General features: G+C 55.2%; 18 protein-coding genes. 15 read left to right on the forward strand and 3 right to left on the reverse strand.

The window, feature by feature from the left end; all coding sequences use genetic code 11:
- The first annotated feature begins 58 nt into the window (after positions 1 to 58).
- The 8 genes from ubiE to hemB all read left to right on the forward strand — a co-directional run bounded on the left by ubiE (position 59) and on the right by hemB (position 6,693).
- Positions 59 to 814, forward strand: a complete 756-nt coding sequence (gene ubiE, locus ACMV5I_RS24120; RefSeq protein ID WP_021181470.1) for a bifunctional demethylmenaquinone methyltransferase/2-methoxy-6-polyprenyl-1,4-benzoquinol methylase UbiE — start codon at positions 59 to 61, stop codon at positions 812 to 814.
- 13 nt (positions 815 to 827) lie between these two features.
- Positions 828 to 1,436: a ubiquinone biosynthesis protein UbiJ gene (gene ubiJ / locus ACMV5I_RS24125; protein WP_024485462.1), complete on the forward strand. Its 609-nt coding sequence runs from the start codon at positions 828 to 830 to the stop codon at positions 1,434 to 1,436.
- Positions 1,433 to 3,064 carry a ubiquinone biosynthesis regulatory protein kinase UbiB gene (ubiB, locus tag ACMV5I_RS24130; RefSeq protein WP_024485463.1) on the forward strand — a complete coding sequence of 544 codons (1,632 nt, stop codon included), beginning with the start codon at positions 1,433 to 1,435 and terminating at the stop codon, positions 3,062 to 3,064. Before ubiJ ends, ubiB begins: the two co-directional genes overlap by 4 nt.
- Before the next feature lie 140 nt (positions 3,065 to 3,204).
- The gene (tatA, locus tag ACMV5I_RS24135; RefSeq protein WP_024485464.1) at positions 3,205 to 3,471 is read left to right on the forward strand and encodes a Sec-independent protein translocase subunit TatA; all 267 of its coding nucleotides are present in this window, start codon (positions 3,205 to 3,207) and stop codon (positions 3,469 to 3,471) included.
- Between the two features lie 3 nt (positions 3,472 to 3,474).
- Positions 3,475 to 4,047, forward strand: coding sequence for a Sec-independent protein translocase protein TatB (gene tatB / locus ACMV5I_RS24140; RefSeq protein ID WP_065685044.1), 573 nt, complete (start codon positions 3,475 to 3,477; stop codon positions 4,045 to 4,047).
- Between the two features lie 3 nt (positions 4,048 to 4,050).
- Positions 4,051 to 4,821, forward strand: a complete 771-nt coding sequence (gene tatC, locus ACMV5I_RS24145; protein ID WP_414825470.1) for a Sec-independent protein translocase subunit TatC — start codon at positions 4,051 to 4,053, stop codon at positions 4,819 to 4,821.
- A 52-nt stretch (positions 4,822 to 4,873) separates the two neighbouring features.
- Positions 4,874 to 5,656, forward strand: a complete 783-nt coding sequence (gene tatD, locus ACMV5I_RS24150) for a 3'-5' ssDNA/RNA exonuclease TatD (protein ID WP_121608052.1) — start codon at positions 4,874 to 4,876, stop codon at positions 5,654 to 5,656.
- A gap of 14 nt (positions 5,657 to 5,670) precedes the next feature.
- Positions 5,671 to 6,693, forward strand: coding sequence for a porphobilinogen synthase (gene hemB / locus ACMV5I_RS24155; RefSeq protein ID WP_024485468.1), 1,023 nt, complete (start codon positions 5,671 to 5,673; stop codon positions 6,691 to 6,693).
- Positions 6,694 to 6,735: 42 nt separating this feature from the next.
- Here the strand turns inward: hemB and rfaH are convergent, their stop codons facing one another.
- The gene (gene rfaH / locus ACMV5I_RS24160; RefSeq protein WP_414825471.1) at positions 6,736 to 7,224 is read right to left on the reverse strand and encodes a transcription/translation regulatory transformer protein RfaH; all 489 of its coding nucleotides are present in this window, start codon (positions 7,222 to 7,224) and stop codon (positions 6,736 to 6,738) included.
- A gap of 232 nt (positions 7,225 to 7,456) precedes the next feature.
- Between rfaH and pepE the strand changes: the two genes are divergently transcribed.
- The 3 genes from pepE (at position 7,457) to fre (ending at position 10,624) form a co-directional block, all read left to right on the forward strand.
- Complete coding sequence (gene pepE / locus ACMV5I_RS24165; protein WP_024485470.1) at positions 7,457 to 8,182, forward strand: dipeptidase PepE; 726 nt, start codon at positions 7,457 to 7,459, stop codon at positions 8,180 to 8,182.
- Between the two features lie 214 nt (positions 8,183 to 8,396).
- On the forward strand, positions 8,397 to 9,893 hold the full coding sequence (gene ubiD / locus ACMV5I_RS24170) for a 4-hydroxy-3-polyprenylbenzoate decarboxylase (RefSeq protein ID WP_121608050.1): 1,497 nt from the start codon (positions 8,397 to 8,399) through the stop codon (positions 9,891 to 9,893).
- 29 nt (positions 9,894 to 9,922) lie between these two features.
- Positions 9,923 to 10,624, forward strand: a complete 702-nt coding sequence (fre, locus tag ACMV5I_RS24175) for an NAD(P)H-flavin reductase (RefSeq protein ID WP_024485471.1) — start codon at positions 9,923 to 9,925, stop codon at positions 10,622 to 10,624.
- A gap of 356 nt (positions 10,625 to 10,980) precedes the next feature.
- Here the strand turns inward: fre and fadA are convergent, their stop codons facing one another.
- Together fadA and fadB are read right to left on the reverse strand one after the other, a co-directional pair.
- Positions 10,981 to 12,144 (reverse strand): acetyl-CoA C-acyltransferase FadA, encoded by a 1,164-nt coding sequence (gene fadA, locus ACMV5I_RS24180; RefSeq protein ID WP_414825472.1) that lies wholly within the window; start codon positions 12,142 to 12,144, stop codon positions 10,981 to 10,983.
- Between the two features lie 10 nt (positions 12,145 to 12,154).
- Positions 12,155 to 14,347, reverse strand: coding sequence for a fatty acid oxidation complex subunit alpha FadB (gene fadB, locus ACMV5I_RS24185; RefSeq protein WP_414825473.1), 2,193 nt, complete (start codon positions 14,345 to 14,347; stop codon positions 12,155 to 12,157).
- Positions 14,348 to 14,667: 320 nt separating this feature from the next.
- Here fadB and pepQ point away from each other — a divergent pair, with 320 nt between their 5' ends.
- Genes pepQ through hemG form a run of 4 tightly spaced genes read left to right on the forward strand, consistent with a single transcriptional unit; the run spans position 14,668 to position 18,657 of the window.
- A complete protein-coding gene (pepQ, locus tag ACMV5I_RS24190) occupies positions 14,668 to 15,999 on the forward strand; it encodes a Xaa-Pro dipeptidase (protein WP_024531099.1) in 1,332 nt (443 codons plus the stop codon).
- Positions 15,999 to 16,613 carry an IMPACT family protein gene (locus ACMV5I_RS24195; protein ID WP_261262798.1) on the forward strand — a complete coding sequence of 205 codons (615 nt, stop codon included), beginning with the start codon at positions 15,999 to 16,001 and terminating at the stop codon, positions 16,611 to 16,613. Before pepQ ends, ACMV5I_RS24195 begins: the two co-directional genes overlap by 1 nt.
- A 35-nt stretch (positions 16,614 to 16,648) precedes the next feature.
- Positions 16,649 to 18,100: a Trk system potassium transporter TrkH gene (trkH, locus tag ACMV5I_RS24200; protein WP_021181454.1), complete on the forward strand. Its 1,452-nt coding sequence runs from the start codon at positions 16,649 to 16,651 to the stop codon at positions 18,098 to 18,100.
- Between the two features lie 23 nt (positions 18,101 to 18,123).
- Complete coding sequence (gene hemG / locus ACMV5I_RS24205) at positions 18,124 to 18,657, forward strand: menaquinone-dependent protoporphyrinogen IX dehydrogenase (protein ID WP_021181453.1); 534 nt, start codon at positions 18,124 to 18,126, stop codon at positions 18,655 to 18,657.
- Positions 18,658 to 19,119 lie beyond the last annotated feature (462 nt).

Consider the following 19,119-nt stretch of genomic DNA (forward strand, 5'->3'; position numbering starts at 1 on the left):
TTACGCGGCTTTCTGGTACACTCCACGACACTAAATTGACTGAATGGCAGGCAGGACAATGGCAGATCAAGCGCAGGAAACCACCGATTTTGGCTTTCGTACCGTAGCAAGAGACGAGAAGCAGGCCATGGTGGCTAACGTTTTTCACTCGGTAGCGGCAAAATATGACGTGATGAACGACCTGATGTCGTTTGGTATCCATCGTATCTGGAAGCGTTTTACCATCGATTGCAGCGGCGTGCGCCGCGGCCAGCGTGTGCTGGATCTGGCCGGTGGTACTGGCGATCTGGCTGCCAAGTTCTCCCGCATGGTGGGTGAGCAGGGGCAGGTGGTGCTGGCGGATATCAACGATTCCATGCTCAAGATGGGGCGCGAAAAGCTGCGTGACCACGGCATTGTTGGCAATATCAGCTACGTGCAGGCCAACGCCGAAGCGCTGCCGTTCCCAGATAATTATTTTGACTGCATCACCATCTCCTTTGGCCTGCGCAACGTCACCGATAAAGACAAAGCGCTGCGCTCGATGTTCCGCGTGCTGAAACCGGGTGGCCGCCTGCTGGTGCTGGAATTTTCCAAGCCGCTGCTGGAGCCGCTGAGCAAGGCTTACGACGCCTATTCCTTCCACGTGCTGCCAAAAATTGGTGAGCTGGTGGTGAAAGATCCGGACAGCTACCGCTATCTGGCAGAATCGATCCGCATGCACCCCGATCAGGAGACCCTGAAGGGTATGATGGCTGCGGCCGGTTTCGAGAACGTCAACTACTTCAACCTGACCGGCGGCATCGTGGCGCTGCACCGGGGCTTCAAGTTCTGATATGGAAATGCCGATGCTGCTAACCCCGTTACTGACCGGCGTGCTGGAAACCTCGCTCAATAGCCTGCTGTTTCGCGATCGCAGCATGAAAGCCGCCCGCCAACGGCTGGCCGGTAAAGTGTTACGTATCGAGCTACAGGAGCTCTCTTCGCCGTTGGTTCTGCTGTTCAGCGAACAGCGCGTGGATGTGCTCGGCCAATCAGAAGATAGTGCCGACTGTACGGTGCAAACCCGCGTACCGGTGCTGCTGAAATTGCGCGATCGTCAGCAACTTTCCCCGCTGATGCGTAGCGGCGAGCTGATTGTCGAAGGCGATATTCAGGTGGTGCAACAGCTGGTCGGTTTGCTCGATCTGGCAGAGTGGGATCCGGCGGAATGGCTGGCACCTTATGTGGGCGACATCGCCGCGCAAGGGGTTAGTCAGATCGTAGGTAAAGGTTTAGGCCTGCTGAAATCCGGTTTGCAGAGCCAGCAACGCTACGTGGCCGAAACGCTGACCGAAGAGTGGCGTATGGCTCCCGGCCCGCTTGAAGTGGTGTGGTTTAACGAAGAGGTTGATGCCACCGTTCGCAGTGTGGACGCACTGATTGCTCGTCTGGACAAGTTGGAGGGTAAGCGATGACCCCTGGCGAAATTTGCCGCCTGTATTTGATCGTGCGCGTTTTCCTGAGCTATGGACTGGATGAACTGATCCCCAAGATGCGCTTGACGCTGCCGCTGCGCATTGGCCGTCGCCTGCTGTTCTGGATGCCGAACCGCCATAAAAACCAGCCGTTGGGCGAACGCCTGCGCCTGGCGCTGCAAGAGCTGGGTCCGGTGTGGATCAAGTTCGGCCAGATGATGTCGACCCGCCGCGATCTGTTCCCACCCCATATTGCCGACCAACTGACGCTGTTGCAGGACAGAGTGGCTCCGTTCGATGGTGCGCTGGCACGTAAGCATATCGAGTTGGCGATGGGCGGCCCGCTGGAAACCTGGTTCGATGACTTTGACCAGCAGGCGCTGGCGTCGGCTTCGATTGCCCAGGTGCATACCGCCCGGTTGAAAACGACCGGCCAAGAGGTGGTGCTGAAGGTGATCCGCCCAGACATTGGGCCGATTATCAAAGCCGATGTGCGCCTGATGTATCGCCTGGCAGGCTGGGTACCCAAGCTGATGCCGGACGGTCGCCGTCTGCGCCCGCGCGAAGTGGTGCGTGAATATGAGAAAACCCTGCTCGATGAGCTGAACCTGCTGCGTGAAGCGGCCAACGCCATCCAACTGCGCCGTAACTTTGACGGTAGCCCGATGCTCTACGTGCCAGAGGTTTACTCCGATTACTGCCGTGAGAGCGTGTTGGTGATGGAGCGGATTTACGGCATCCCGGTGTCGGATATTGCGGCTCTGGAACAGCAGAACACCAATATGAAACTGCTGGCCGAGCGTGGCGTCCAGGTGTTCTTTACCCAGGTGTTCCGTGACAGCTTCTTCCATGCCGACATGCACCCAGGCAACATTTTCGTTAGCTATGAGCACCCGGAAGATCCGTGTTATATCGGCATCGACTGCGGTATCGTGGGTTCCCTGAACAAAGACGACAAGCGCTATCTGGCGGAAAACTTTATCGCCTTCTTCAACCGCGACTACCGTAAGGTGGCGGAGCTGCACGTTGATTCTGGCTGGGTACCGCGTGATACCAACGTGGAAGATTTCGAGTTTGCCATCCGTACCGTCTGTGAGCCGATTTTTGAAAAACCGCTGGCGGAAATTTCGTTCGGCAACGTGCTGTTGAACCTGTTCAACACCGCACGCCGCTTCAATATGGAAGTGCAGCCGCAGCTGGTATTACTGCAAAAGACGCTGCTGTACGTTGAGGGCCTTGGCCGTCAGCTCTATCCGCAGCTGGATCTGTGGACCACGGCGAAGCCGTTCCTTGAAAGCTGGCTGCGGGATCAGGTAGGCATTCCGGCGGTGATCCGCGCGCTGAAAGAAAAAGCGCCGTTTTGGGCCGAGAAACTGCCGGAGCTACCTGAATTGTTTTATGACAGTCTGCAACAGCATAAACTGTTGCAACAAAGCGTCGATAAATTGACCGGTCAGATGCAGGCGCAACGCGTTCGGCAAGGTCAATCACGGTATTTGTTCGGGGTTGGCGCTACACTGTTAGTCAGTGGTACGATTTTACTGCTGGGAGGCGTAGAGGTGTTCCCTGCCTGGATGATGGCCGCAGGCGTAGTGGCCTGGGTCGTCGGTTGGAAACGCACCGTCTGAATAAATTAACCATCAGGTTAAGCGTTGTCGCTGCAGCCCTGCAAAAACGGGGCATATCCAACACAAAGATGAAGGGTATATAATGCGGCAACTTGAAAGACAACGGGTATAGACCCTTTTTTAAACCAGAGGTAAGTACAATGGGCGGTATTAGTATTTGGCAATTGTTGATCATCGCGGTGATCGTGGTGCTGCTGTTTGGTACCAACAAACTGCGTACGCTGGGTTCCGATCTCGGTGCATCAATCAAGGGCTTCAAAAAAGCGATTGGCGACGACAACAGCGCGGCGCCAACCAATACGACTGAAAAAACCAACCACGATGCAGACTTTGCGGCCAAGCCTATCACCGATAAGCAGCCGGAAGTGAAAGCTGCGGAAGAGTCGAAGAACAAAGAGCAGGTATAAACCGTGTTTGACATTGGGTTTGGTGAACTGCTGCTGGTACTGGTGATTGGCCTGGTGGTACTTGGGCCAGAACGGTTACCAGTGGCGGTCAGAACCGTTGCGGGCTGGATCCGAGCGCTGCGCTCTCTGGCGGCTTCGGTGCAGAATGAGCTGACGCAGGAATTGAAGCTGCAAGAACTGCAGGAAAGCCTGAAGAAGGCGGAGAAAGCGGGCTTGCAGAATTTAACGCCGGAACTCAAAGCTTCAATGGATGAGCTGAAAGAGGCGGCTGAGTCGCTGAAACGTTCTTATCACGTCGATAAGGACGAACCGCCGCATACCATTCACAATCCAGTGGTCACCGATCCTGAAGCCATTCACGACGGCGTGACTCCGGCGGAAGCGGCGACTACCGCTTCGGCACCTGTTGCCACACCGCAGCCCACCGAACCTGCGCCAGCCGTGCAAAGCGAGCCGGTGGTGCCCCCCGTGGCTCAGGCAACGGTCGTGGATCAGCAAATCCCTGCAAAGCAGGCCATCCCAGAGCCTGTGGCGGATAAATCCCCTGCGTCTCAACAACCTAGTGGCGAACGTTAAAACATGGCCGTTGAAGATACCCAACCGCTTATCAGTCATCTGATTGAACTGCGTAAGCGGCTGTTGAATTCGATCATCAGCGTGCTGGCGATCTTTATTGTGTTGGTGTTTTTCGCTAACGATATTTATCAGGTCGTTTCTGCACCGCTGATCGATCAGTTGCCTGCTGGGGCGAGCATGATCGCCACCGACGTGGCTTCACCCTTCTTTGCTCCGATCAAGTTGACGATGATGGTTTCGGTGATCGTTGCCGCGCCTTTCATTCTCTATCAGGTCTGGGCCTTTATCGCTCCTGCGCTGTACCAGCATGAACGCCGCCTGATGATGCCGTTGCTGGTCTCCAGCAGCCTGTTGTTCTATCTGGGGATGGCGTTTGCCTACTTTGTCGTGTTCCCGCTGGCCTTTGGCTTTTTTGCCAAAACTGCACCCATCGGCGTCACGATTGCGACCGATATCAGCAACTACCTGAGTTTCGTCATGGCGCTGTTTATGGCGTTCGGCGTGGCTTTTGAAGTGCCGGTTGCCATTATTCTGCTGTGCTGGAGCGGTGTTACTACGCCAGATGACCTGCGTAAGAAACGCCCGTATGTGCTGGTTGGTGCTTTCGTGGTCGGCATGCTGTTGACGCCGCCAGACGTGTTCTCGCAAACCCTGTTGGCGATCCCGATGTACCTGCTGTTTGAGGTCGGGGTATTCTTCGCCCGTTTCTATGTCGGGAAGCGGCGCAAGCCGGTAGAGGAAGAAGAGGAAGGCGAAGAGCCACCAGCCTCCTGATACTCGTCTGTCCCTAAGCCGCCCATCGGGCGGCTTTTGCTTTGGAAAAACCATGTTTGATATTGGCGTCAACCTTACCAGCTCCCAATTTGCCAAAGATGCCACACAGGTGGTTGAGCGAGCCAAAACCGCAGGTGTAACGGGGATGCTGATCACCGGCACCAACGCACAGCAAAGCGAGGCGGCCAGTCACCTGGCCCGTGCGCATAGTGGCTATTGCTGGTCTACGGCTGGCGTGCATCCGCATGATGCCAGCAGTTGGAACGATGAGGTCGCACAGCACATTCACCGGTTGGCATCGCAGCCCTTCGTGGCAGCCATTGGCGAATGTGGGCTGGATTTTAACCGCAATTTTTCCACTCCGGCACAGCAGGAACTGGCTTTCAACGCTCAACTGGCATTGGCCGCCGAGCTCAATATGCCGGTATTCCTGCATTGTCGCGACGCACACGCACGTTTTGTTGCACTGCTGACCCCTTGGTTGGATAAACTGCCCGCCGCAGTCGTGCATTGCTTCACCGGAAGCGCCGAAGAGTTACAAGACTGCCTGGCGCTTGGGCTGTCGATCGGTATCACCGGTTGGGTTTGTGATGAGCGCCGGGGTCTGGAACTGCGTGCCTTGTTACCCCAAATCCCAGCCGATCGTCTGCTGCTGGAAACCGATGCCCCCTATTTGTTGCCCCGGGATTTACACCCGAAACCTGCATCTCGCCGCAACGAACCCTGTTTTCTGCCCCATATCATTCGGCAGGTTGCGACCTGGCGCGAAGAAGATCCCGCGTGGCTGGGCCAGAAAACTGATGAGAATGCCCGCCGGTTATTCCGGCTGGTCTGAGTTAGGAGAAAATTATGAGCTATGCATTTCCGGGCACCTTCCCTGGTCGCCGTATGCGCCGTGTGCGCCGTCATGACTTCAGCCGCCGTTTGGTCGCCGAGAATCAGGTAACGGTCAATGACCTGATCTACCCGGTCTTTGTTATGGAAGGCAGCAACCGCCAGGAAGCCGTTTCCTCGATGCCTGGCGTATCGCGCATGAGCATCGATCTGCTGATCAAAGAGGCAGAAGCCATTGCCAAGCTCGGCGTACCGGTGATCTCTCTGTTCCCGGTGATTGAGTCTGGCCTGAAGTCGCTACATGCCGAGGAAGCCTACAACCCGGATGGTTTGGTGCAGCGTACCGTGCGTGCGTTGAAAGATGCCGTGCCGGAGCTGGGGATCCTGACCGATGTAGCGCTCGACCCGTATACGACCCATGGGCAGGACGGCGTGATCGACGAGCATGGTTACGTGATCAACGACATCAGCAAAGAAATTCTGGTTCGCCAGGCGCTATCTCATGCAGAAGCCGGTGCCGAAATCGTGGCTCCCAGCGATATGATGGATGGCCGCATCGGCGCTATCCGCGATCAACTCGAGCTGCAAGGCCTGGTGAATACCCAGATCATGGCGTATTCCGCCAAATATGCCTCATGCTATTACGGCCCGTTCCGTGATGCGCTCGGCTCCACCGGTAACCTGAAAGGCGGCAACAAGAAAACCTATCAGATGGATCCGGCCAACGGCGACGAAGCCCTGCAAGAGATTGCTCAGGATCTGCAGGAAGGCGCGGATATGGTGATGGTGAAGCCGGGGATGCCGTATCTGGACGTGGTGCGTCGTGTCAAAGATACCTTCGGGGTGCCGACCTTCGCCTATCAGGTATCGGGCGAATATGCGATGCATATGGCGGCGATCCAGAACGGCTGGCTGCAGGAGCAACCGGCGGTGATGGAATCCTTGCTGTGCTTTAAGCGTGCCGGGGCTGATGGTGTGCTGACCTACTTCGCCAAGCGTGTTGCCCAGTGGCTGCATGATGATGCGATGCGCCGTTAATCGGTAGCAGACAAAACAGGCACCTTTGGGTGCCTGTTTGCATTAAAGTTTTTGGAACTGCCGGTTATCGATGCTCTGATTAATCTGCTTGTTGATCAGATTCAGCAGCAGCATTGAGCGGGCTTCACCGTCAGGTTCGGTGTAGATCGCATGTAGGCCCTCGAACACGCCATCGGTGATCAACACCGTATCGCCCGGCTGCGGGGTCTCTGGATCCACATAGAGTTCTTCGCTATGTGTCTGGAGTTCTTCGATAACCTGTAAAGGTATCTGGGTCGGTAAGGCTCCAAATCGCACAAAGTGGCTGACACCACGGGTTGCACTGATCGTAGTGGTGTGAATACGTTCCGGATCGAATTCAACAAACAGGTAGTTGGGAAATAGCGGTTCGCTAACGGCGGTACGCTTGCCACGCACGATTTTCTCCAACGTAATAATTGGGCTCAGGCAGTTGACGGCTTGCCTCACCAGGTGTTCCTGGGCCCGTAAGAGCTGGCCGCGCTTACAATAAAGTAAATACCAAGATTCCATAGTTTCACATGCCTTTCTGTCAGCCGCTAAGCATACCAAAAGCCACCGCGGATACCTAGTGACGCAAGTATCCATCTGTTGCCATTAGTGACTGCAATCCCCCGTAGCCCGCGTAAAGTCACACACTTGATTACCCAGTTCAGGTATAACCATAGGTTCAAAATTTGCGACTGTCACAGAGGCCTGATGCTCAATGTGACGTCTTTAATCATTTTTGCACTGAGGGAGAGACATGGAGCTATTTTTGCTAAGTAACGGCAAGCTTTCCGGCGAAGCTGAGCTGCTCGGTTATGCCAAGAGCCAGCTGTTGGCCATGATTGAACGCCGTAACATCACGTCAGCCGTATTTATTCCTTATGCCATGATCCGCGGTGATTATGACCAGCGTGCGGGGGAATTGTCGCAGACGTTGGGTATCAAGGTTACCAGCATCCACCATGCCGAGTCTCCGGCAGAGGCGATCGCACAGGCCGAGTGTATTTTGGTCAGCGGCGGCAATACCTGGATGCTGAACCAGATGCTGCATGAAAATGGCCTGATAGTGCCAATCCAACGTGCGGTGCGTGAGCGCGAAGTACCTTATGTGGGTTGGAGCGCTGGCTGCAACGTGGCGACGCCGAGCATCCGTACCACCAACGATATGCCGGTGCGCAACAGCGTCGTGTTGCCTGCGCTGGGGCTGTTCCCGGTACAGATCAACCCACATTACATCGATGCCCATATCAGCGGCCACATGGGGGAAACCCGTGATGAGCGCCTGGCAGAGTTCTGTGCGGTGAACCCAAGCGAGTCGGTTGTCGCACTGCGTGAAGGCAGCCTGCTACACGTCTGCGGCAACGATCTGCGCTACTTCAGCGCCAGGGAGCAGGGTTTTAAAGTGTTCCGCCACGGAGTAGAGATACAGGAATATCATGATACTTTGGCGCTGCGCTCGTTGGTGCCGTTCATCTGCCATTGATAAACCGAAGGGGGGCGCAGCATGCGGCGCCCCTAGAGATTCAGCATTGTGATGACAACCCAAACCAGTAGCGCTAATGTGGGCAGATTGGCTAGAATTTGTTAATCTATCTCTTTGCTGTGAAACGCCTTAAAATCAGCCAGTTAATTAAACGTCGAACCACCTTGATATTTTCCGGGTTCGTCGTTTAAATCTTCTATAAATCAATGGTGTAATGGCTTGCATGAAATACCGTGACCTACGCGATTTCCTCTCGTTGCTGGAAAAGAGAGGGGAACTAAAACGCATCAGCCAGCCGATTGATCCCTATCTGGAAATGACAGAAATTGCCGATCGTACGCTGCGAGCAGGCGGCCCGGCATTGCTGTTCGAAAACCCGAAAGGCTACGATATGCCGGTGCTCTGTAACCTGTTCGGCACGCCCAAGCGGGTGGCGATGGGGATGGGGCAGGAAGACGTCAGTGCGCTGCGCGAAGTGGGCAAGCTGTTGGCGTTCCTCAAAGAGCCGGAGCCACCGAAGGGCTTTCGCGATCTGTTCGACAAGGTCCCCAAATTCAAGCAAGTGCTGAATATGCCGACCAAGGTGCTGGGCTCTGCCCCGTGCCAGGAACAGGTGTGGCAAGGGGAAGATGTCGATCTTGGCCGTATTCCGGTGATGCACTGCTGGCCGGAAGATGCCGCACCGCTGGTCACCTGGGGGCTGACGGTTACCCGTGGCCCGCATAAAGAACGACAGAATCTGGGGATCTATCGCCAGCAGGTGTTGGGCAAGAACAAGCTGATTATGCGCTGGCTCTCGCATCGTGGCGGCGCACTGGATTATCAGGAGTGGTGTCAGGAACATCCTGGTGAACGTTTCCCGGTTGCCGTTGCGCTGGGGGCCGATCCTGCCACCATTTTGGGCGCGGTGACGCCGGTGCCGGATAATCTGTCTGAATATGCCTTTGCCGGGCTGTTGCGCGGCAACAAGACCGAAGTGGTCAAATGTCTGTCCTGCGATCTCGAAGTTCCCGCCAGCGCGGAAATTGTGCTGGAAGGCTATATCGAGCAAGGGGAACTGGCGCCGGAAGGCCCGTATGGCGATCACACCGGTTACTATAACGAGATCGACCACTTCCCCGTCTTTACCGTGACCCATATTACCCAACGGCGCAACGCGATTTATCACTCGACCTATACCGGTCGCCCGCCGGATGAACCAGCGGTGATGGGAGTGGCACTGAACGAAGTGTTCGTGCCGATCCTGCAAAAACAGTTCCCGGAAATCGTCGATTTCTACCTGCCGCCGGAAGGGTGTTCCTATCGCCTGGCGGTGGTGACCATCAAAAAACAGTACGCAGGGCACGCCAAACGCGTAATGATGGGGGTCTGGTCTTTCCTACGCCAATTTATGTATACCAAGTTTGTCATCGTTTGCGATGACGACGTGAATGCGCGTGACTGGAATGACGTGATTTGGGCGATCACCACCCGAATGGATCCGGCAAGGGATACCGTTTTAGTGGAGAATACGCCGATTGATTATCTGGACTTCGCCTCGCCGATTTCCGGGCTGGGATCGAAGATGGGCCTGGATGCCACCAATAAATGGCCGGGAGAAACCCAACGAGAGTGGGGCCGTCCGATCAAGATGGATGAGAAGGTGCGTGCGCGCATCGATGACATCTGGGATGAGCTCGCCATATTAAGTGACAGAGAACCGACGCTTTAAGCGCCAGTGATGACCCGACAGAGGAACGCATGACAATCCTGAGCTGTAAAGTGACCTCCGTAGAGGCCATTACCGATACCGTTTATCGGGTACGTTTGGTGCCAGAGGCACCGTTTTCGTTCAAAGCAGGGCAATACCTGATGGTAGTGATGGATGAGCGTGATAAACGCCCGTTCTCTGTGGCTTCGACGCCAGCACAGCAAGATTATATCGAGCTGCATATTGGCGCTTCTGAACTGAACCTGTATGCCATGGCGGTGATGGATCGGGTGCTGAAAGAGCAGGCCATCACCGTGGATATTCCGCATGGTGAAGCCTGGCTGCGTGAAGAGGGCGAGCGCCCGCTGGTGTTGATTGCCGGTGGTACCGGGTTCTCTTACGCGCGCTCGATTTTGCTGACGGCGCTGGAACAGCAACCCAATCGCGATATCTCAATCTACTGGGGTGGCCGTGAGCTGAAGCATCTTTATGATCTCAGCGAACTGGAGGCGATTTCACTGCAATACCCAAATCTGAAGGTCATCCCGGTAGTTGAACAGCCGGAAGAGGACTGGCGTGGCCGCAGCGGCACGGTGCTGAGCGCCGTGTTACAAGATTTTGGCTCGCTGGCGGAGCATGATATTTATATCGCAGGGCGTTTCGAGATGGCGAAAATTGCCCGTGAGCGTTTCTGTGCTGAGCGTGGCGCGCTGGAAGCGCATATGTTTGGCGATGCTTTCGCGTTCATCTGATATACCCGTCGTCTTTCAAGCTGCAGCGTTGTTACCTGCGCTTAGTTATTCGACCCGTCCATGGGCCTCACTCCTTACGGGGCCGCTGGATACAGCGTTCAAATCTGTTCCTGACAGATTTGTCACCCCAGTCACTTACCCAAAAGTAAGCTCCTGGGGATGAGTAAGCTTGTCGCCTAGCCGCAGCTTGAAATCCATAGGGTATAAAATGTCGATTAGTACAAGCGGGGTGGCCAGGTGCTGCCCCGTTTTTATTGGTGCCGAATTCCAGGCATAAAAAAACCCGCCCCTGACAGGCGGGAAGTACGGCAACAAAACCTTTGGGATGCCCTTTTGGGGCATCCAATCAGACACAGCTAAACGCGTTCAAATACCGTGGCAATCCCCTGACCCAGGCCGATACACATGGTGGCCAGACCAAACTGCACGTCACGGCGTTCCATATTATTCAGCAGGGTGGTGGAGATACGAGAGCCGGAGCAGCCTAATGGGTGGCCCAGGGCAATCGCACCGCCGTTTAGGTTGATCTTATCGTCCATGCTTTCCAGCAGTCCCAGATCTTTAATGCAGGGCAGCGACTGGGCGGCAAAGGCCTCATTCAATTCAAACAGATCGATATCCTGCACTCTCAGACCGGCGCGTTTAAGCGCGAGTTTGCTGGCAGGCACCGGACCATAGCCCATGATCGAAGGATCGCATCCCACGACCGCCATTGAGCGAATACGGGCACGAGCCTTCAGGCCGAGCGACTTGGCGCGGGACTCGCTCATGATCAACATGGCGGAAGCGCCGTCAGACAGTGCGGAAGAGGTACCTGCGGTGACGGTGCCGTTGACCGGGTCAAACGCCGGGCGCAATGCCGCCAGGCTGGCAACGGTGGTTTCCGGGCGGATCACTTCATCATAATCGTAACGAGTCAGTACGCCGTCGGCGTCATGGCCAGTGGTGGGGATAATTTCGTTCTTGAAATAGCCGGCCAACGTAGCGGCATGGGCACGTTGGTGGGAGCGGGCTGCAAATTCATCCTGCATTTCGCGGCTGATATTATGCATTTTGGCCAGCATTTCTGCAGTCAGGCCCATCATCCCGGCCGCTTTTGCCACGGTGCGGCTCAGGCCTGGATGGAAGTCTACGCCGTGGTTCATCGGGACGTGGCCCATATGTTCCACACCGCCAATCAGGCTGACCTGCGCGTCACCTACCATGATTGCGCGGGCTGCGTCGTGCAAGGCCTGCATCGAAGAACCACACAGGCGGTTCACCGTTACCGCTGGCACACGATGTGGGATCTCGGCCAGCAGCGCGGCGTTACGGGCGATGTTGAAGCCTTGTTCCAGCGTCTGCTGCACGCAGCCCCAATAAATATCATCAATTTCAGCGGCATTCAGCGCCGGGTTACGGCTCAGCACGGCACGCATCAGATGAGCGGAAAGATCTTCCGCGCGAACCTGGCGGAAAGCGCCGCCTTTTGAGCGGCCCATTGGCGTACGTACGGCATCAACAATAACTACGTTTTCCATCTTTATAACCTCATGCCGGTTGGCCAGTGGAGATATCAGACAGCGCCGCTGTCGCCACCGGGTAGTAGCTTTCATTACGTTCCGCCTTGGCACGCAGACCGGCTGGCACTTGATACAGCGCCCCCAGGTTAGCGTAACGCTGGGCCATTTCGACGTAATTGGCGGTGCCGAGCGTATCCAGATAGCGGAATGCGCCACCGTGGAACGGCGGGAAGCCGATGCCGTAAACCAATGCCATATCTGCTTCTGCCGGGCTGGCCACAATGCCTTCTTCCAGGCAGCGTACCACTTCGTTGATCATCGGGATCATCATGCGGGCGATGATCTCTTCACTGCTGAAGGTCTGTGCCGATGCGCTCACGGTTGCCAGCAGAGTGTCGGTTTGCTCGTCGTTATCTTTACGCGGCTTCCCTTTGCTATCCTGGCTGTAGCGGTAGAAGCCCAGCTGGTTTTTCTGGCCGAAGCGTTGGTTATCGAACATCACGTCGATCGCATCGCGGTAATTTTTACTCATGCGTTCAGGGAAACCGTTGGCCATCACCGCCTGGGCATGGTGCGCGGTATCAATACCGACCACATCCAACAGATACGCCGGGCCCATCGGCCAGCCAAACTGTTTCTCCATCACTTTGTCGATCTGACGGAAGTCTGCGCCGTCGCGCAGCAGCTGACTGAACCCGGCAAAATACGGGAACAGCACGCGGTTAACGAAGAACCCAGGGCAATCATTGACCACGATCGGCGTTTTGCCCATGCGGGTGGCGTAGGCCACCACGGCGGCGATAGTGCTGTCGCTGGTGTGTTCACCACGGATTATCTCAACCAACGGCATGCGGTGCACCGGATTGAAGAAATGCATACCGCAGAAGTTTTGCGGGCGCTTCAACGATTTTGCCAGGTGATTGATCGGGATGGTTGAGGTATTGGAGGCCAATACGGTATCTTCGCCGATCAGGGCTTCCACTTCAGACAACACCGCCGCTTTTACCTTAGGGTTTTCAACTACGGCCTCAACAATCAGTTGGGCGCGTTCGATACCGGCATAGTCCAGCGTTGGCTGGATGGTTGACAGCACCTGTGCCATCTTCAGGCCATCCAGTTTGCCGCGCTCCAGCTGTTTATTCAGCAGCTTGGCCGCTTCATTCATGCCGAGGGTCAGGGATTTGTCGCTGATGTCCTTCATGATCACCGGCACGCCTTTCAGCGCGGATTGGTAGGCGATGCCGCCCCCCATGATCCCGGCACCCAGCACGGCAGCCTGTTTCGGTGCTTCAACGTTCTTGGCCAGTTTTTTCGCCTGGCTTTTCACGAACTGATCGTTGAGGAAAATGCCCACCAGGGCGCGCGCTTCGTTAGAGCGGGCCAAAGGCACAAAGCTGGCGGTTTCCAGTTTCAACGCTTCGTCACGGCCAAGCTTGGCGGCGGCTTCGATGGTTTTTACCGCAGTCATCGGCGCAGGGTAATGAATACCTGCGGTTTGCATCACCATGCCTTTGGCAGTGGTGAAGCTCATTGCCGCTTCGATTGGGCTCAGCTTCAGTGGCTCCAGCTTCGGCTGACGGTAGGCACGCCAGTCGAGTTGGCCGTCGATCGCCTGTTGCAGCACTTTCAGCGCGGCTTCCACCAGTTTCTCCGGTGCGACTACGGCATCGACCAGGCCGACTTTCAGTGCGTCTTTCGCGCCGATATCTTTCCCGGCGGCAATGATTTCCAGCGCGCTGTCGTTACCCAGCAGGCGTGGCAGACGTACGGAACCCCCGAATCCTGGCATGATACCCAGTTTGGTTTCCGGCAGGCCGATGCGTGCGTCTGGAGAGGCGATACGGAAATCGGTCGCCAGGATGCATTCGCAGCCGCCGCCTAACGCGTAACCGTTAATGGCAGAGAGGGTTGGCACCGGCAAATCTTCCAGCCGGTTAAAGATGGTATTGGCAAACACCAGCCATTCATGCAGCTTTTCGGCCGGTGCGGCAAACAGCGAGAGGAACTCGGTGATGTCGGCACCCACGATGAATGCGGATTTGGCAGAGCGCAGCAGCAGCCCTTTCAACTCGGTTTGCTGTTCCAGCACCTCGAGTGCGGCACCCAGGCTGGCAACGGTGCTGGTATCCAGCTTGTTGATCGGGCCTGGTGCGTTGAACACCAACTCGGCGATGCCGTTGTCGAGCCAGTGTACTTGTAATGTTTCGCCTTGGTAGAGCATGTCTATCTCCTGAATCAGCGCAGATGATCTGGTATGACCAGATGATGAGGAGTGTGGTTTTTATGTTAATAAATTGCAAATAATAGATTGCATATTTGCAAACCGGATCACAGGGGGAATGGCTAATTGCTTGATACTAAATCAAGTTATTTTTCCCCCCTGGGAGAGAAACTTTGGCGGGTAGCGGCCATATCACCCGGGGATGTAATCTGTTTGCAGCGGTTTGCGAAGCACACCTCATGCAAGAGGAGATGGGGTTGGAGCGTGGGATCTGTGTGTTAAGATGGCACATTCCGTTCTGAGGGCATAAGGGTACTGTGATGGAAACGCTGGCTTCTTTGTATAACGACCACCTGGCAACACTGCAACAACGAGCTCGTGAAGTATTAGAGCGCAACAATCTGGATGCATTGCTGATCCACTCAGGCGAGCTGCAACGGGTCTTTCTGGACGACCATAGCTACCCGTTTAAAGTGAACGCCAACTTCAAGGCGTGGGTGCCGGTAACGTCGGTGCCGAACTGCTGGTTGTGGGTGGACGGCGTTAACAAACCAAAGCTGTGGTTCTATTCCCCGGTGGATTACTGGCATAGCGTTGAACCGCTACCCAACAGCTTCTGGACCAAATCCATTGAACTGTTGCCGCTGACCAATGCCGATGATATCGCCAGCCAACTGCCGCAACAGCGCGAGCGTGTAGGCTATATCGGCTATGCACAACAACGGGCCCTCTCTCTTGGCATTGCGGCCGAACACATCAACCCGCAAGCGGTATTGAATTTCCTCGATTTCCGTCGCTCGATCAAAACCGGCTATGAGCTGGCCTGCATGCGCGAAGCGCAGAAAACGGCCGTGATGGGGCACCGTGCCGCTCATGAAGCCTTCCAGTCCGGTATGAGCGAGTTCGATATCAACCTGGCCTACCTGACCGCCACTGGCCATCGTGATACGGACGTGCCTTACGATAATATCGTGGCCCTGAATGAGCATGCGGCGGTACTGCATTACACCAAGCTGGATCATCAACCTCCGGCCGAATCCCGCAGCTTCCTGATCGATGCAGGGGCGGAATACAACGGCTACGCCGCCGACCTGACTCGCACCTATGCGGCTCAGAGCGACAATGCGTTTGCCCATCTGGTGAAAGATCTCAACAGTGAACAGCTTGCGCTGATAGATACCATGAAAGCCGGGGTTCGCTATACGGATTACCACGTACAGATGCATCAACGTATCGCCAAGCTGTTGAAAAATCATAAGCTGGTAACGGGCATCAGCGAAGAAGCGATGGTCGAACAAGGCATCACCTGTCCGTTCCTGCCGCACGGCTTAGGCCACCCGCTTGGTTTGCAGGTGCATGATGCCGCCGGGTTTATGCAGGATGAAAATGGTACTCATCTGGCAGCACCCGCAAAATATCCCTTCCTGCGCTGCACTCGTGTCATGCAACCAGGCATGGTGCTAACCATTGAGCCGGGCCTGTATTTCATTGAGTCCCTATTGGCACCTTGGCGTAGTGGCGAGTTCAGTAAACACTTTGCCTGGGATCGTATCGACGCGTTGAAACCTTACGGCGGTATCCGCATTGAGGACAATATCGTGATCCACGAAAAGCGTATTGAGAATATGACGCGCGATCTGAACCTGGCCTGATGCAGCCTTACCCCATTCCTGACGCTGTCATCAGCGTCAGTGAAGAGATAAAGAAAAGCCGTTTCATCACCCTGCTGGCACCTACCTGCGGGGCCGAGGCGGCCAAAGCCTTTATCCAGCAGGTGCGTGACGAGCATCCAACGGCCCGGCACCATTGCTGGGCTTTTGTTGCCGGGGCACCGAATGATTCGCAGCAGCTGGGGTTCTCCGATGACGGTGAACCCTCCGGCACGGCGGGCAAGCCCATCCTGAGCCAGCTCATGGGCAGTGGGATCGGTGAAATAACCGCGGTGGTAGTTCGCTACTATGGTGGGATCAAGCTGGGTACCGGTGGCCTGGTGCGGGCATACGGCAGCGGCGTACAACAGGCGCTTAAGCAGTTGGTTGTCAGCTATAAAGTGCCGCAGCTCGAATATACTTTGCAGTGCGACTATGCTCAGCTGGCAATGGTAGAGAATTTGCTACAGCTTAGTGAAGGGCGGATTGTGCATGGGGATTACGGTGCTGCCGTGGTGTTACATTTGGCGCTACCGGCCACGGGTACCGAGGCATTCGGGAATAAATTACGCGATCTCAGCCGCGGAAGTTTGCAATTAGTCCCTATATCGCAATAATTCCCACCAACTGAATTGTTAAGGATCGTGCTGAAATGCATTTTCGCGCCATAACCCGTATTGTGGGCCTGCTGGTTATCCTGTTTTCCGGGACAATGTTTATTCCTGGCCTGGTGGCATTGATATACCGCGACGGAGCGGGGCGGGCATTCAGCCAGACCTTCTTTGTAGCCGTGACCATTGGCTTGATGCTGTGGTGGCCAAACCGCAAGCAGAAGCATGAATTAAAGCCACGTGAAGGCTTCCTGATTGTGGTGTTGTTCTGGACCGTACTGGGCAGCGTGGGGGCATTACCTTTCCTGTTTTCCGAACGGCCCAATCTCTCCCTGACAGACGCCTTTTTCGAATCCTTCTCGGGTTTAACCACTACCGGAGCTACCACCCTGGTCGGGTTAGACTCCTTGCCTAAAGCCATCTTATTCTATCGCCAGATGCTGCAATGGATGGGGGGGATGGGGATCATCGTGCTGGCCGTCGCCATACTGCCTATCCTCGGCGTCGGGGGCATGCAGCTATACCGTGCGGAAATGCCCGGCCCATTGAAAGACAATAAAATGCGCCCGCGTATTGCCGAAACGGCCAAGACCTTGTGGCTGATTTACGTACTGCTGACTATTGCCTGCGCGCTGGCGTTATGGGGCGCCGGAATGTCGGTATTCGATGCTATCGGCCATAGCTTTGCAACTATCGCCATCGGGGGCTTTTCCACGCATGATGCCAGTGTGGGTTACTTTGCCAGCCCGGCCATCAACACCATCATCGCTGTGTTCCTATTGATCTCCGGTTGTAACTACGGCTTGCACTTTGCCTTGCTCAGCGGGCGCAGCTTGAAAGTGTACTGGCGCGATCCGGAATTTCGCATGTTTATCGCCGTGCAGTTCACGCTGGTGGCGGTGTGTACCGTGGTGCTGTGGTGGCACGGTATATATAGAAGCGGCATGGAAACGCTTAATCAGGCTTTCTTCCAGGTCGTGTCGATGGCAACCACTGCAGGGTTTACCACCGACAGCATCGCCAAATGGCCACTGTTCTTGCCAATGCTCCTGCTCTGTTCAGCCTTTATCGGTGGCTGCGCGGGCTCAACCGGCGGTGGCTTGAAAGTGATCCGCATCCTGCTGCTGTATCTGCAAGGATCGCGTGAGTTGAAGCGGTTGGTGCATCCAAATGCGGTTTACACCATCAAGTTAGGCAACCGCGCGTTGCCGGAGCGTATTCTTGAAGCAGTGTGGGGATTCTTCTCCGCCTATGCATTGGTATTTATCGTCAGCATGCTGGCCATTATCGCCACCGGTGTCGACGAGTTCTCGGCCTTTGCCGCGGTAACGGCTACGCTTAATAACCTGGGGCCGGGCCTCGGCGTCGTTGCCGATAACTTTACCACCATGCCGCCACCGGCAAAGTGGGTACTGGTCTTGACCATGCTGTTTGGCCGTTTGGAAGTGTTTACGCTGCTGGTTCTCTTCACACCGACTTTCTGGCGTGAGTAAATGTATCTACGAGGAGTAACGCCATGAAGGCACTGATTCTCTATTCGAGCCGTGACGGACAAACACACTCTATTGCTGCTTATATAGCTAACCAGTTGCAGGATACCCTGAACTGCGACGTTATCGATCTGCAGCAGGCAGAGCATATCGAGCTTGGGCAGTACCAACAGGTACTTATAGGGGCTTCGATACGCTACGGGCATTTCAATACGGCATTACACCGATTTGTGAAGCGCCACGCTGATCAACTGAATCAGATGCCTAGTGCGTTCTTCGCGGTTAACCTGACGGCACGCAAACCGGAAAAGCGTTCGCCGCAAACCAATGCCTACACCCGTAAGTTCTTACTGTCATCACCTTGGCAGCCGAAGCAGTGCGCCGTGTTCGCCGGTGCGCTACGTTATCCGCGTTATCGCTGGTTCGATCGCGTCATGATCCGCTTTATTATGAAAATGACCGGGGGAGAGACGGATACCAGTAAAGAAGTGGAATATACAGATTGGCAGCAGGTGGACCGTTTTTCCCAGGAATTCAGCCGCATCCAGTACGAAAAGTGATAGAAATGCTGACTTGTGCAGCGTTTTGCCGAAAAAAGCCGCGCTTGAAAAGTTTTTTGAATTTAGGGGTTGCGCCCTTCTGAGAACTCCCTATAATGCGCCTCCACTGACCGGGAACAACGACTCCTCTAACGAGAACAAGTCGCCCAGCCAGGAAGAAGCAACCCGGTGAAAACACCGCGTCTCGTAAGAGAAAAAGGTTGACTCTTCAGCGGGAAAGCGTAATATGCACCTCCCGCGTTACCGAGAAACATCCCGGTAACGAACGCTCTTTAACAATTTATCAGACAATCTGTGTGGGCACTCACAAGACGATATCCAGCTACTTCGGTAGCAAAAAAATATCAAGTCTTGAAGAGTGACCAAGCAGTAATTCATGCGAATGAATTATTACGAAAGTTAATTTTCGAGCATCGCTTCACGAGTTGAAGCAAATCAAGCTTTTAATTGAAGAGTTTGATC

This window comes from Serratia sp. T13T92, assembly GCF_047530105.1.
Taxonomy (GTDB): Bacteria; Pseudomonadota; Gammaproteobacteria; order Enterobacterales; family Enterobacteriaceae; genus Chania; species Chania fonticola.

Coding starts and splice junctions, on each gene's coding strand:
- fadB (WP_414825473.1), bottom strand. CDS start 14,347: ATGCTCTACCAAGGCGAAACATTACAAGTACACTGGCTCGACAACGGC.
- ubiB (WP_024485463.1), top strand. CDS start 1,433: ATGACCCCTGGCGAAATTTGCCGCCTGTATTTGATCGTGCGCGTTTTC.
- fre (WP_024485471.1), top strand. CDS start 9,923: ATGACAATCCTGAGCTGTAAAGTGACCTCCGTAGAGGCCATTACCGAT.
- ubiJ (WP_024485462.1), top strand. CDS start 828: ATGCTGCTAACCCCGTTACTGACCGGCGTGCTGGAAACCTCGCTCAAT.
- tatC (WP_414825470.1), top strand. CDS start 4,051: ATGGCCGTTGAAGATACCCAACCGCTTATCAGTCATCTGATTGAACTG.
- tatA (WP_024485464.1), top strand. CDS start 3,205: ATGGGCGGTATTAGTATTTGGCAATTGTTGATCATCGCGGTGATCGTG.
- trkH (WP_021181454.1), top strand. CDS start 16,649: ATGCATTTTCGCGCCATAACCCGTATTGTGGGCCTGCTGGTTATCCTG.
- ubiE (WP_021181470.1), top strand. CDS start 59: ATGGCAGATCAAGCGCAGGAAACCACCGATTTTGGCTTTCGTACCGTA.
- rfaH (WP_414825471.1), bottom strand. CDS start 7,224: ATGGAATCTTGGTATTTACTTTATTGTAAGCGCGGCCAGCTCTTACGG.
- pepE (WP_024485470.1), top strand. CDS start 7,457: ATGGAGCTATTTTTGCTAAGTAACGGCAAGCTTTCCGGCGAAGCTGAG.
- tatD (WP_121608052.1), top strand. CDS start 4,874: ATGTTTGATATTGGCGTCAACCTTACCAGCTCCCAATTTGCCAAAGAT.
- pepQ (WP_024531099.1), top strand. CDS start 14,668: ATGGAAACGCTGGCTTCTTTGTATAACGACCACCTGGCAACACTGCAA.
- ubiD (WP_121608050.1), top strand. CDS start 8,397: ATGGCTTGCATGAAATACCGTGACCTACGCGATTTCCTCTCGTTGCTG.
- hemG (WP_021181453.1), top strand. CDS start 18,124: ATGAAGGCACTGATTCTCTATTCGAGCCGTGACGGACAAACACACTCT.
- ACMV5I_RS24195 (WP_261262798.1), top strand. CDS start 15,999: ATGCAGCCTTACCCCATTCCTGACGCTGTCATCAGCGTCAGTGAAGAG.
- fadA (WP_414825472.1), bottom strand. CDS start 12,144: ATGGAAAACGTAGTTATTGTTGATGCCGTACGTACGCCAATGGGCCGC.
- hemB (WP_024485468.1), top strand. CDS start 5,671: ATGAGCTATGCATTTCCGGGCACCTTCCCTGGTCGCCGTATGCGCCGT.